The 12,973-nt window shown below is 73.3% G+C and carries 11 protein-coding genes; 8 read left to right on the forward strand and 3 right to left on the reverse strand.

Going from position 1 to position 12,973, the window contains the following annotated elements:
* Positions 1–41 precede the first annotated feature (41 nt).
* The 3 genes from ABT041_RS26940 to ABT041_RS26950 all read left to right on the forward strand — a co-directional run bounded on the left by ABT041_RS26940 (position 42) and on the right by ABT041_RS26950 (position 3,199).
* Complete coding sequence (locus tag ABT041_RS26940; RefSeq protein ID WP_351188779.1) at positions 42–1,322, forward strand: resuscitation-promoting factor; 1,281 nt, start codon at positions 42–44, stop codon at positions 1,320–1,322.
* 108 nt (positions 1,323–1,430) lie between these two features.
* Complete coding sequence (gene rsmA, locus ABT041_RS26945; protein ID WP_351188782.1) at positions 1,431–2,303, forward strand: 16S rRNA (adenine(1518)-N(6)/adenine(1519)-N(6))-dimethyltransferase RsmA; 873 nt, start codon at positions 1,431–1,433, stop codon at positions 2,301–2,303.
* A complete protein-coding gene (locus ABT041_RS26950; protein WP_351188785.1) occupies positions 2,300–3,199 on the forward strand; it encodes a 4-(cytidine 5'-diphospho)-2-C-methyl-D-erythritol kinase in 900 nt (299 codons plus the stop codon). The genes rsmA and ABT041_RS26950 overlap by 4 nt, the downstream gene beginning before the upstream one ends.
* On the opposite strand, the gene ABT041_RS26955 is transcribed toward ABT041_RS26950, so the two are convergent.
* Positions 3,196–4,179 (reverse strand): hypothetical protein, encoded by a 984-nt coding sequence (locus tag ABT041_RS26955; protein ID WP_351188788.1) that lies wholly within the window; start codon positions 4,177–4,179, stop codon positions 3,196–3,198. The two genes, ABT041_RS26950 and ABT041_RS26955, sit on opposite strands and share 4 nt — an antisense overlap.
* Before the next feature lie 223 nt (positions 4,180–4,402).
* Here ABT041_RS26955 and ABT041_RS26960 point away from each other — a divergent pair, with 223 nt between their 5' ends.
* Positions 4,403–5,695, forward strand: coding sequence for an acyltransferase family protein (locus tag ABT041_RS26960; protein WP_351188791.1), 1,293 nt, complete (start codon positions 4,403–4,405; stop codon positions 5,693–5,695).
* Here ABT041_RS26960 and ABT041_RS26965 read toward each other — a convergent pair.
* Together ABT041_RS26965 and ABT041_RS26970 are read right to left on the reverse strand one after the other, a co-directional pair.
* Complete coding sequence (locus tag ABT041_RS26965) at positions 5,682–6,101, reverse strand: PIN domain-containing protein (protein ID WP_351188794.1); 420 nt, start codon at positions 6,099–6,101, stop codon at positions 5,682–5,684. The genes ABT041_RS26960 and ABT041_RS26965 overlap by 14 nt on opposite strands.
* Positions 6,098–6,370, reverse strand: a complete 273-nt coding sequence (locus ABT041_RS26970; protein WP_351188797.1) for a CopG family transcriptional regulator — start codon at positions 6,368–6,370, stop codon at positions 6,098–6,100. Before ABT041_RS26970 ends, ABT041_RS26965 begins: the two co-directional genes overlap by 4 nt.
* Before the next feature lie 93 nt (positions 6,371–6,463).
* Between ABT041_RS26970 and ABT041_RS26975 the strand changes: the two genes are divergently transcribed.
* From ABT041_RS26975 to ABT041_RS26990, 4 genes are all read left to right on the forward strand, one after another.
* Positions 6,464–8,269: an ABC-F family ATP-binding cassette domain-containing protein gene (locus ABT041_RS26975; RefSeq protein ID WP_351188800.1), complete on the forward strand. Its 1,806-nt coding sequence runs from the start codon at positions 6,464–6,466 to the stop codon at positions 8,267–8,269.
* Positions 8,270–8,382: 113 nt separating this feature from the next.
* A complete protein-coding gene (locus tag ABT041_RS26980; RefSeq protein WP_351188802.1) occupies positions 8,383–10,242 on the forward strand; it encodes an outer membrane protein assembly factor BamB family protein in 1,860 nt (619 codons plus the stop codon).
* Between the two features lie 13 nt (positions 10,243–10,255).
* The gene (locus ABT041_RS26985; RefSeq protein ID WP_351188804.1) at positions 10,256–12,133 is read left to right on the forward strand and encodes an outer membrane protein assembly factor BamB family protein; all 1,878 of its coding nucleotides are present in this window, start codon (positions 10,256–10,258) and stop codon (positions 12,131–12,133) included.
* Positions 12,134–12,276: 143 nt separating this feature from the next.
* Positions 12,277–12,960: a helix-turn-helix transcriptional regulator gene (locus tag ABT041_RS26990; RefSeq protein ID WP_351188806.1), complete on the forward strand. Its 684-nt coding sequence runs from the start codon at positions 12,277–12,279 to the stop codon at positions 12,958–12,960.
* Positions 12,961–12,973 lie beyond the last annotated feature (13 nt).

Here is a 12,973-nt window from a genome sequence, read left to right on the forward strand (position 1 = left end):
CTTTGGAGAGTGACCGGAGTCGGGGCTAGGGTCCCGGCCTCGTGAGTACTTCCCAGGGCAGTCACCGAGCCGGACGGCGGGGCGCGGGCGCGACCCTGCCCGTGCACGAGCAGCCGACGCAGGCGGCGCCCCTCGTGGTGCCCGGCGTCGTGCCGGGCGTCGTGCCTGGTCAGGGGTCCCGCGCCGGCGCCCGCAGGGCCGCCCGCCGCCGCAAGGCCTCCGGCGGCACGGGCGAGGGCCTGCGGAGGCTCGTCCCGCAGGCGCTGGTCGTCGCCTTCCTCGCCGGCGGCACCAGCGCCTTCGTCGCCGACGACAAGGCCGTCGAGCTCACCGTCGACGGCGTCCCCCGCACCCTCCACACCTTCGCCGACGACGTGCGGGAGCTCCTCGCCGACGAGGGCGTCGCCGTCGGCGAGCACGACATCGTCGCCCCCGGCCCCGGCGAGGCCCTGACCAGCGGCGACGAGATCGTCGTCCGGTACGGGCGGCCGGTCGCCCTCACCCTCGACGGGCAGCGCCGCCAGGTCTGGACGACCGCCGGCACCGTCGAGGGCGCGCTGCGCCAGCTCGGGGTCCGCGCCGAGGGCGCGTACCTCTCGGCCTCCCGCGGCGCCGCCATCTCCCGCCAGGGCCTCGCCCTCGACGTCCGCACCGAGCGGGCCGTCACCTTCCTCGCCGACGGGCGCGAGCGCACCGTCCGTACGAACGCCGCCACCGTCCGGGAGGCCCTCGCCGAGGCCGGGATCACGCTCTCCGGGCAGGACACCACCTCCGTCCCGGCCGGCTCCTTCCCCCGCGACGGCCAGACCGTGAACGTCATGCGGATCACCGGCTCCCGGCAGGTGCGCGAGGAGTCCGTCCCGTACGCGGTCGAGCGGGTCCGCGACCCCGAGCTCTTCGCGGGCACCGAGGTCGTCGAACGGCAGGGCGTCCCGGGCGTCCGCCGCGTCACGTACAGCCTGCGCACCGTCAACGGCGTCAAGCAGCGGCCCCGCAGGACCGGCGAGGAGATCGTCCGCGAGCCCGTCAGCCGCAAGGTGCGGATCGGCACCCGCCCGCTGCCCACCTCCGTCGCCGGCGCCGACGGCCTCGACTGGGGCGCGCTCGCCGCCTGCGAGTCCGGCGGCCGCCCGAACGCGGTCGACCCCTCGGGGACGTACGGCGGGCTCTACCAGTTCGACCCCGGCACCTGGCACGCCCTCGGCGGCAGCGGCACCGCCCAGAACGCGTCCGCGGCCGAGCAGACCTTCCGCGCGAAGAAGCTGTACGTGCAGCGGGGGGCGAGCCCGTGGCCGCACTGCGGGCGGCGTCTGTACCGGTGAGGCCCCGTGCGCGGCCGGACCGGTGGGGCGCAGGCCGGCCCCGCCCGGGCCGGCCCCCGGACCGGTGAGCCGTAGGTCGGCCCCGGCCGGGCCCCGTACGCTGTACCGGTGAGCACCACCACCGGCCCCGAAAGCCCCGACGCCCTCCTCGGCCCCGCCGACATCCGTGAGCTGGCCGCCGCCCTCGGCGTGCGCCCCACGAAGCAGAAGGGCCAGAACTTCGTCATCGACGCCAACACCGTCCGGCGGATCGTCCGCACGGCCGAGGTGCGGCCCGAGGACGTGGTCGTGGAGGTGGGGCCCGGCCTCGGCTCCCTCACCCTGGCCCTCCTGGAGGCCGCCGACCGTGTGACGGCCGTAGAGATCGACGACATCCTGGCCGCCGCGCTGCCGGCGACGATCGCCGCCCGCATGCCGGCCCGCGCCGACCGCTTCGCGCTCGTCCACTCCGACGCGATGCTGGTCGAGGAGCTCCCGGGCCCGCCCCCCACCGCGCTCGTCGCGAACCTGCCGTACAACGTGGCCGTGCCCGTCCTGCTCCACATGCTGGAGCGGTTCCCGACCATCGAGCGGACCCTCGTCATGGTCCAGTCCGAGGTCGCCGACCGGCTCGCCGCGAAGCCCGGCAACAAGGTGTACGGAGTCCCCTCCGTCAAGGCCAACTGGTACGCCGAGGTCAAGCGCGCCGGCGCCATCGGCCGCAACGTCTTCTGGCCCGCGCCGAACGTCGACTCCGGTCTCGTCTCCCTCGTGCGCCGCACCGAGCCGCTCGCGACCAGCGCGAGCCGCCAGGAGGTCTTCGCGGTCGTCGACGCGGCCTTCGCGCAGCGCCGCAAGACCCTCCGCGCGGCCCTCGCGACGTGGGCGGGCTCGCCCGCCGCCGCCGAGGAGGCCCTGGTGAAGGCCGGGATCTCGCCGCAGGCGCGGGGCGAGTCGCTGACGGTGGAGGAGTTCGCGCGGATCGCGGAGGCCAAGGCATGAGCGGCGTGACCGTACGCGTGCCCGCCAAGGTCAACGTCCAGCTCGCGGTCGGCGCGGCCCGCCCCGACGGCTTCCACGACCTGGCGAACGTCTTCCTCGCCGTCTCCCTGTACGACGAGGTGACCGCCACCCCCGCCGACGCGCTCACCATCACCTGCGAGGGCCCGGACGCCGACAAGGTGCCGCTGGACCGCAGCAACCTCGCCGCCCGCGCCGCGGAGCTGCTCGCCGCCCGTCACGGCATCGCGCCGGACGTGCACCTGCACATCAAGAAGGACATCCCGGTCGCCGGCGGCATGGCGGGCGGCAGCGCGGACGGCGCGGGCGCCCTGCTCGCCTGCGACGCGCTCTGGGGCCTGGACACACCGCGTGACGTGCTCCTGGAGATCTGCGCGGAGCTCGGCTCCGACGTGCCGTTCAGCCTGGTCGGCGGGGCGGCGCTCGGCACCGGACGGGGCGAGAAGCTGACGGAGCTGCCCGTCGGCGGCACCTTCCACTGGGTGTTCGCCGTCGCCGACGGCGGGCTGTCGACGCCGACCGTGTTCGGCGAGTTCGACCGCCTCACCGAGGGCGTGGACATCCCCGAACCCGCCGCGTCCCCGGCCCTCCTGGAGGCCCTGGCGGCCGGCGACACCACCGCCCTGGCGGCCACCCTCGCCAACGACCTCCAGGCGCCCGCGCTCTCCCTGCGGCCCTCGCTCGCCGCGACCCTGACGGCCGGCACCGAGGCGGGTGCCCTCGCGGCCCTGGTCTCCGGCTCGGGCCCGACGACGGCGTTCCTGGTGAAGGACGCGGAGGCGGCGACGGCGGTCGCCGCCGCCCTCAGCGCCTCCGGCACCTGCCGCACGGCCCGTGCGGCGACGTCACCGGCGCCGGGCGCGGTCGTCCTGGGTTAGAGCTTGTTCTTCGAGATCCGGGCCAGCAGCAGGTTCGGGTCCGGGGTCTCCGTCTCGGGGTCGAAGAAGTAGCCCGCGCTGGGGACGTAGACGGTCTTGGCGCGGACCGCCACCGAGGTCGGGTTGTCGAGGCCGTCCGCGCCGGTGAGGACGGTCTTGTGGCTGCCGTCGGGGCGGACGAGTTCGAGCTTGTCCTCCGTCACCCGCGCGGCCAGGACCGTTTCGCCGTGCCCGGTGAAGGCGAAGTCGTCGATCCCCGTGATGCCGGTCGCCCGGGTCTGGATCGGGCCGGCGGTCCTGTCGTTCCTGATCGGGATGCGGAGCAGGGTGCTCTGGGCGGAGTTGGACACCCAGACGGCACCGTGGTGGACCTTCACGCCGTTGGCGCCGTAGGGGATCAGATCGCTCGGCTGGAGGGCGGCTCCGGTGGCCCAGGCCGTCGCCTCCACCTGGACGTCCCCGTCCGGCACCGGCGCGCTCCACACGATGCCGCGGGCCGAGTCGGCTGCGTACAGGGTGGCGCACTTCTCGTCGAGCGCGAGGCCGTTGGGGAAACCGTCGACGGGCACCTTCACGACGCGCTGGGGCGCGCTGCCGTCGGGGCGGATGCGCCAGATGCCGTTCTCCTCCTCGGTGCCGGTGACGTAGTTGACGTACAGGGTGCCGTCGTGGGCGCGGGCGATGCCCGTGAGGATCGACCCGGTCGGGTCGGTCACCGTGGGAAGGACCGCGACGTCCACCGGACCGGACCCGTCCCGGCCGACCCGCACCACCCTGTGGGCGAAGGCGAAGGTCATGACCGCCGAGCCGTCGGGTTCGAGGGCGATGTTCTCCGGGCTCTCCCCGGCGTCGAAGTCGAAGTGGGCGACGACGCGGGGATCGGACACGGTCGGATCGGCGGCCGCCGCGGGGCCCGCGGCGAGCGCGGTGAGGGCGGCGGTGGCGAGGGCGACGGCGGCCAGGCGTGGGTGTCTCGACATGGACTCTCCTGCGGGGGGGGTGGGGAGTGATCTGAGGAGAGGCTGTCGGTTGGCGGGCGGGGGAGGGGGGCAGCCGTGGCCGGGAGGTCGCCCACGTGGCCGACGGCTTGGGGCCGGTTGGCACTGCGCGGTGGGCCTCGGGGGTCTCGTACTCCCATACTCAGCCGCCGTCTGAGTATCCGCGCCCTGACGGCCGGCCGGGCCGGCGCGGGACCGTGCTCCCATGGGAATCAGCGCGCGTGAACTCGCCGCCGCCACACCGGCGACGCGGGACCGGTACGTCGATCTGCTCCGGGTCGCCTCGCTCGCGGTCGTCGTCCTCGGCCACTGGCTGATGGCGGCCGTCACCGCCGACGGGCAGGTCGGGAACCTGCTCGCCGTCGTGCCGGAACTCCAGGTGGTGACCTGGGTGTTCCAGGTGATGCCGGTGTTCTTCTTCGTGGGCGGCTTCTCGCACGCCCTCGCCCACCGCTCCCGCCCGCGGTACGCGGCCTTCCTGCGGGCCCGGCTCCAGCGGCTGCTGCGGCCGACGATGGTGTTCGTCGGGGTGTGGGGCGCGGCCGCGCTGCTGCTCCAGCTGTCCGGGGCGGACGGGGGGCTCACGGGCGTCGCGCTGCGGCTCGTCACGCAGCCGCTGTGGTTCATCGGGATCTACCTGGCGATGGTGGCGTTCACTCCGCCGCTGCTGCGGCTGCACGAGCGGTGGGGGTGGGGCGCGTTCTTCGTGCTCGCGGGCGGGGCGGTCGCGGTGGACGTGCTGCGGTTCGCGGCGGGCGTGCCCTTCGTGGAGTTCCTGAACTTCGCGTTCGTGTGGCTGGCGGTCCACCAGCTCGGCTTCCTCCGCGCCGACGGCATGATCCGCCGCCCGGCGCTGCTCGCGGGCGCGGGCCTCGTCGGCGCGACGGCCCTCGTCGCCCTCGGGCCGTACCCGCTGTCGATGGTGGGGATGCCCGGCGAGAAGGTGTCGAACATGGCGCCGCCGACCCTCGCCCTGCTCTGCCACGGCCTGTGGCTGGTGGGCGCCGTCGAGCTGCTCAAGGGCCCCGGGGCGCGGCTCGTCGCCCGGGCCGGGGTGTGGCGGGCGGTGGTCGCGGCGAACGGGGTCGCGATGACGGCGTTCCTGTGGCACCTGACGGCCATGCTGGGGGTGTACGGGGCGCTGCTCGGGTCCGGCGTGGAGCTCCCGGCTCCGGCCTCGGCCGGCTGGTGGGCGCAGGTGCCGCTGCGGTTCGCGGCGGCGGCGGTGGTCACGGCACTGCTGGTCACGGTCTTCCGGCGCTTCGAGGCCCCGGTCCCGGCCGCCCCGGCGACGGACAGCGGCGGTCCTCTCGCGGCCCTCGGCATCACGCTCGCGCTCTTCGGCGTCCTGGGGCTCTCCCTCACGGGCTTCGCGGGGCTCCTGGACGGCCACTCGGCGACCCTGATCGCCGTCCCGGTCACGGCCCCGGCGGCCGTGGGGCTCGCGCTCGTGGGGTGGCTGGTGGTGGAGCGGGCGGGGCGGATCAGATCGCGATGACGGTCGCGCGGCCACGGCAGAGGGCCAGCAGGTCCTCCGGGTCCGAGGTCAGCACGGTGACAGGACCGGGCGCCGCGATGGCCGTCGCGGCGACCATCGCGTCGATGGCGCACTTGTGGCCGTGCAGACCCGCTTCGGCGAGCAGGGCCGCCGCCTGACGGGCGACGGCGTCGGTCACGGGTTCGACGATGAGGCGGGACAGCGTCCACTCCAGAGCGGCCCGGTTGATCCGGGGGTGCATCACCTCCACCAGCGTGGCCGCGCTCGTCACGACCCGGAGGTCCTCGGCGCGGGCCAGCGCGAGCCAGCCCGTGACCTCGCGGTCCCGCAGGACGGCCTTGGCGAGTCCCTCGCTGTCGAGCACCAGCGTCCCGCCGGGGGCGGCCTCGGGACGGGGAGGTGTCACGCCGCACTCGCCTCGCCGGACGCCGCGGTGCCCTGTTCCTCACGTGCGCGCCGCAGTTGCTCGCGCTTCGCCTGGACGTCTTCGTCCGTGACCGGCCCGTGCTCGGCCTCCGCCACGGCGATGAGCTCGTTGAGGTCGTCCCGCTCTATCTGCCGGGCGACGGCGGCGGTGACGTAGGCCGAGAGTCCGGAGGGGCCACCACGCGCGCGCGCCGCCTCCGCGAGGTCCCGGGGCATGCTGATCGAGTACTTCTGGGTGGGCTCGCTCATGCTCCTCATGCTACTGCCGATGCCACCCGTCGGGCGGGCGGAGCCCGGCGACGTACCCTGGGACGTCGATCGATCCCCCGTACAGGAGTGAACGTGGCCGTCAACCTGGTCAATGTCGAGGCCGTCAGCAAGGTGTACGGCACCCGTGCCCTGCTCGACGGGGTCTCGCTCGGCGTCTCCGAGGGGGACAGGATCGGGGTCGTCGGACGCAACGGCGACGGCAAGACCACCCTCATCCGCATGCTCGCCAAGCTGGAGGAGGCCGACACCGGTCGCGTCACCCACAGCGGCGGGCTCCGCCTCGGGGTGCTCACCCAGCACGACTCCCTCGACCCGAAGGCCACCATCCGGCACGAGGTGATCGGCGTCATGGCCGACCACGAGTGGGCGGGCAGCGCCAAGATCCGCGACGTGCTCACCGGCCTCTTCGGCGGGCTCGACCTGCCCGGCTTCGAGCAGGGCCTCGACACCGTCATCGGCCCGCTCTCCGGCGGCGAGCGCCGCCGCATCGCGCTCGCCAAGCTCCTCATCGAGGACCAGGACCTGATCGTCCTCGACGAGCCCACCAACCACCTCGACGTCGAGGGCATCGCCTGGCTCGCCGGCCACCTCCAGAGCCGCCGCTCGGCGCTCGTCTGCGTCACCCACGACCGCTGGTTCCTCGACCAGGTCTGCACCCGCATGTGGGACGTGCAGCGCGGAGACGTCCACGAGTACGAGGGCGGCTACTCCGACTACGTCTTCGCCCGCGCCGAGCGCGAGCGGATCGCCGCCACGGAGGAGGCCAAGCGGCAGAACCTGATGCGCAAGGAGCTGGCCTGGCTGCGGCGCGGCGCCCCCGCCCGCACCTCCAAGCCGCGCTACCGCATCGAGGCCGCGAACGAGCTGATCGCCGACGTGCCGCCGCCGCGCGACACCTCCGAGCTGATGAAGTTCGCCAACGCCCGCCTCGGCAAGACGGTCTTCGACCTGGAGGACGTGAGCATCACCGCCGGTCCCAAGGAGCTGCTCAAGCACCTCACCTGGCAGCTCGGGCCCGGTGACCGCATCGGCCTCGTCGGCGTCAACGGCGCGGGCAAGACCTCACTCCTGCGGGCACTCGCAGAAGCGGCCGTCAGCCAGGGCGAGAAGCAGCCGGCCGCCGGGAAGATCGTCGTCGGCAAGACCGTCCGGCTCGCCTACCTCTCGCAGGACGTCACCGAACTCCCCGCCACCCTGCGCGTCCTGGAGGCCGTGCAGCAGGTCCGCGACCGCGTCGACCTCGGCAAGGGCCGCGAGATGACGGCCGGCCAGCTCTGCGAGCAGTTCGGCTTCTCCAAGGAGAAGCAGTGGACCCCCGTCGGCGACCTCTCCGGTGGTGAGCGCCGCCGCCTCCAGCTGCTGCGCCTCCTGATGGACGAGCCGAACGTCCTCTTCCTCGACGAGCCCACGAACGACCTGGACATCGAGACCCTGACCCAGCTGGAGGACCTCCTCGACGGCTGGCCGGGCTCCATGGTCGTCATCTCCCACGACCGGTTCTTCATCGAGCGCACCACGGACCGGACGTTCGCGCTGCTCGGCGACAAGACCCTGCGGATGCTGCCGCGCGGCATCGACGAGTACCTGGAGCGGCGCCAGAAGATGATCGAGGCGTCGGTCCCGGCGCCCGCCGCCGCGCCCGCGCAGGCCAAGCCCGGTCTGTCCGCCGCCGACGCCCGCGCCGCCAAGAAGGAGCTGCAGAAGGTCGAGCGGCAGCTCGACAAGCTCTCCGACAAGGAGGCGAAGCTGCACGCGCAGATCGCCGACAACGCCACGGATTTCGAGAAGGTGGCGAAGCTCGACGCGGAGCTGCGGGAACTCGCGGGGGAGCGCGAGGAATTGGAGATGCGCTGGCTGGAACTGGCCGAGGACGCATAACAACGGCATCACAGGCCGGTCCTCCCTTGGGAACAAGGGGCGGACCGGTCGCTTTTGCGCCATCGCGTGAGTGGTAGAAAGAAAACCCGTTCACGTCAAGGGGGAAACCGCTGATGACCCAGCCGCCCAGCAACCAGCCGCCGGGGGGCTTCGGAGCCCCTCAGGACCCGAACCAGGTCCCGAACCAGGGCCCGGCCGTGCCGCCCGTGCCGCCGCAGGCCCCGCCGGTCCCGCCCCAGGCGCCGTCGACCCCGCCTCCGACGCAGCCCGGCTACGGATACCCGCAGCAGCCGGGCCAGGCCCAGCAGCCCGGCCCGTACGGCCAGCCCGGCCAGGGCCCGCAGCCCGGCCCGTACGGCCAGCCCGGTCCGTACGGGCAGCCCGCGCAGCAGCCGTACGGATACCCGCAGCAGGGCCAGCCCGGCCAGCCCGGTCCGTACGGTCAGCAGCCCAACCCCTACGGCGGCTACCCCACCCAGCCCATGTACCAGGGCGCCCCCACCCCGCCCCAGGCCCCCGGTGGCGGCGGCCCGTTCAAGGGCAGGACCGGTGTCGTCGCCGGCGTCGCCGCCGCTGCCGTCCTGGTCGCCGCCGTCACGACCTGGGCGGTCGTCGGCGGGGACGACGACAAGGACCCGGTGGCCCAGCCCACCGCCACGGCCACCGCCACCTCCGGCGCCCCGAAGCCCACCGAGTCGGTGGACCAGGGCGACGGCACGGGCGACGGCGGCAACGGCGAGGAGGACCTCAACGCGGGCCGCGAGGCCGGCGAGGCGAAGGTCAACTGGCTGCTGAAGAACAACGTCGACCTGCCCCGCAACGGCTCCGACGTCTTCGGCCCGTGGATCGTCGGCGACACCGTCGTCAAGGCGATGTACAAGGGCGTGGACGGCTACGGCCTCAGCGACGGCAAGCCCAAGTGGCACGTCGACCTGCCGTTCGAGCTGTGCGCCGTCCCGCCGGAGCCCGCCGCCGACGGCTCCATGGTCTTCGGGTACGCCGAGAGCGCCAAGGACGGCGCCAAGTGCACCCAGCTCCAGAAGGTCGACCTCAAGACCGGCAAGGCCGGCTGGAAGAAGGCCGTCCCGAAGGCCACGGGCCTCTTCGCCTTCTCCGACAACACCCTTGCCATCAGCGGCAACACGGTCACCGCGGCCGGCTCCAGCAGCGCGTACGGCTTCTCGCTCGCCGACGGCCACCAGCTCTTCAAGGGCGCCGACACCGGCTGCAAGCCCTTCGCCTACGCGGGCGGCAGCAAGCTCATCGCCGCCATGGACTGCCCCTCCGGCAGCACCACGAAGAAGCTCCAGGCCATCGGCCAGGTCGACCCCAACACCGGCAAGCCCAAGTTCACCTTCCAGCTGGAGGCGAACTGGGAGGTCGACAAGGTCTACTCCGTCGACCCGCTGGTCGTCTCGGCCACCCAGCGCGACCAGAAGAAGTGGTCCATCTTCGCGCTCGACGCCAACGGCAAGCTGCGCTCGCAGATCCAGGGCGGCAACGACAAGTTCGCGCCCTCCTGCGGCGGCAGCTTCGTCATCTTCGGCAAGAACCTCCAGGGCTGCACCGGTGTCGCCGCCGACGCGAACACCTTCTACATGGCCACCGAGACCGGCTACGGCAAGGGCAACGAGGTCGTCGCCTTCGACCTGAAGACCGGCAAGGCCAAGTGGCGCTCCAAGGCCCCCGGCGACCAGCCGATGACCCCGCTGCGCATGGACGGCGGGCAGGTCCTGCTCTACGTGGACCCGTCGTACGACAAGGGCGGCGCCGTCGCCACCCTCGCCCCGACCGGTGGCGCGCCGAAGATCCTGCTCCAGCACCCGGCCTCGACCGCCGAGATCGAGAGCAGCTTCTACGACGCGAGCTTCGCCTACGGCAGCGGCACCTTCGTGGTGGCGGCCGGACGTGTGTCGGCGTCCAACGACAAGGACGAGATGCAGGTCAAGACGATGATGGCCTTCAGCAAGTGAGGTACACGGACCGATGACGCAGCCACCCCCGCCGCCGCCGAACCAACCCCCTGACCCGCAGGGCGGCTTCGGCGCCCCGACGCCCCCGCCGCCGCAGCAGCAGCCGGGCTACGGCTACCCGCAGCAGCCGCCGGCTCCCCAGCCGGAGCCGGGCTACGGCTACCCGCAGCAGCAGCCGCCGGCCTCCCAGCCGGAGCCCGGTTACGGCTCCCCGCAGCAGCCGCAGCAGCCGTACGGGTACCCCACGGCGCCGCAGCAGCCGCAGCAGCCCCCGCAGTACGGCGGTTACCAGCAGCCCCAGCAGCCCCAGCAGCCGGTGCAGCCGCCGTACGGCTACCCGACGCAGCCGCAGCAGCCGCAGTACGGCTACCAGCAGCCCGCCGCGGCCCCGGGCGCGGCCCCCGGCGGCAAGAAGCTGTCGGCGCAGCTCCAGATCGTCATCGCGGCGGCCGTCGCCGTCGTGCTGATCATCGGCGTCGGCATCTGGTACGCCAACTCCGGCGGTGGTGACGGCGGCAACGAGGCGAAGGGCTCGGGCGGCACCTCGCAGGGCTCCGCCACCGGCGGCGGCGACACCGGCGGCAAGGGCCTCGGCGGCGGGGGCAAGGAGAAGCCTCCGGCCGACACCAAGGCGAAGATGGCCTTCCAGATCGCGCAGCCGAAGGTCGCGGACCTCACCGACGTCTCCGGCTCCTGGATCACCGACAAGGCGTTCGTGAAGCCCGGCGTGAACTCGCTCGTGGGCTACGACCTGGACAAGGGCAGCGTCCTGTGGACGCTGCCGCTGACCGGTCAGGTCTGCGGCGCCTCGCGGCACGTCACCGCCGACAACAAGGCCCCGATCCTCTTCGAGGCCACCAAGCGGGTCGGTCCCCGCTACTACCAGCCGTGCACCGAGGTCGGCCTGGTCGACCTGAACACCGGCAAGCTGCTCTGGTCCACCTCGGTCACCGGCGGTTCGGCCGGCGACCAGAAGGCCCGGTTCACCGAGGTCACGCTCAGCGGGTCGACGGTCGCGGCCGGCGGCACCGACGGCGGCGCCGCCTTCGACCTCGCCAACGGCAACCCGCGCTGGAAGCCGCAGGCGAACGACCAGAACTGCTACGACATGGGTTACGGCGGCGGCGAGGGCCTCGTCGCGGTCCGCAAGTGCGGCCAGTACGACAACCCGAACGTGCTGATCCAGAACCTCAACCCGACCACGGGCGCCCCGATCTCGCAGTACAAGATGCCGACCGGCGTGAAGTACGCCTCGGTCATCTCCACCAAGCCGCTGGTCGTCGCGGCCGACGTCGGCGAGACCGCCGGCGACGGCAGCGGCATCTCGGACTTCTTCTCCATCGACGAGAAGACCGGGAAGCTCAAGGCGAAGATCACGGCGGACGCGGACCAGTACGCGGCCCGCTGCCGCGCCACCGAGGTCGAGTCCTGCACCCAGGCGCTGGTCGGCAACGGCCGGCTGTACGTGCCGACCGAGGAGCACGAGGGCAGCACCGGCGAGTACGGCAGCGAGACCAACGAGATCATCGCCTTCGACCTGGCCACCGGGCGCACCGTGCCCGAGAAGGCCGACGCCGGCGACAAGTTCACGTACGTCCCGCTGCGGATGGACGGCGGCAACCTCATCGCCTACAAGGCCCCGCCCTACGACCAGGGCGGCCGGATCGTCTCGGTCGACGGCGGCACGATGAAGGAGACGCTGCTCCTGGAGAACCCGGCGAACAAGACGATCCACAACGTCGAGAGCAGCTTCAGCCTCAACGGCGCCGAACTCCTCTACGGGAACGGCCGGTTCTTCATCTCGGAGACCCTCGTCAGCAAGCCGCGGGAGAACACCTCCTCCAACGACATCAAGGAGTACCTGATCGTCTCCTTCTCCGTCGGGCACTGACGACCCGTCCGTCCGCCCGTGGGCCCTTCCGGTGATCCGGAGGGGCCCACGCGCATGTCGGCGGCCGGAGCGGGGGAGCGTGTAGCTTTCCGGGTCAGGCCGCCGGGGTTTCCGGCCGGCCGGGAGAAGGGGGGATCACCGGGATGGGCGTACGCCTCGTGGTGGTGGACGACCACCGCCTGCTGGCGGAGGCGCTCGCCTCGGCGCTGAAGCTGCGCGGGCACCGGGTGCTCGCGGCGGCCGCGCCGGTGGCGGGGGCCGCGGAACTGGTGGTGAGCCGGGCGCCGGAGGTCTGCCTCCTGGGCACGGCGGCGCCGGACGCGCCGGGGACCTTCGACCCGGTCGTACGGATCAAGCGGGAGCGGCCGCAGGTCGCCGTGGTGGTGCTCGGTCCGGTGCCCTCGCCGCGCGGGATCGCGGCGGCGTTCGCGGCCGGGGCCTCGGGGTACGTGCGCCACGACGAGCGCATCGAGGGCGTCGAGCGCGCCCTGGTGAAGGCGCGGGCGGGGGAGTCGGCGGTGGCGCCGCAGCTGCTCCAGGGGGCGTTCGCGGAGCTGCTGCACCCTTCGGCGCAGCCGGACGACGAGGCGCAGCGGCTGCTGCGGCTGCTCACCCACCGGGAGGTGGAGGTCCTGGTCCGGGTCGCGGAGGGCGAGGACACCCGGCTGATCGCGGCGGGGATGGGGATCGCGCCGAGCACGGCGCGGACGCATGTGCAGCGGGTCCTGATGAAGCTCGGGGTCGGCTCGCGTCTGGAGGCCGCGGCGCTCGCGGCCCGGACGGGGCTGCTCGACCGGGCGGTGCCGGGGCAGCGCGGCTCCTTCTGAGGTTGACGGTCGA

It is taken from the genome of Streptomyces sp. NPDC002825 (assembly GCF_040295385.1).
Taxonomy (GTDB): domain Bacteria; phylum Actinomycetota; class Actinomycetes; order Streptomycetales; family Streptomycetaceae; genus Streptomyces.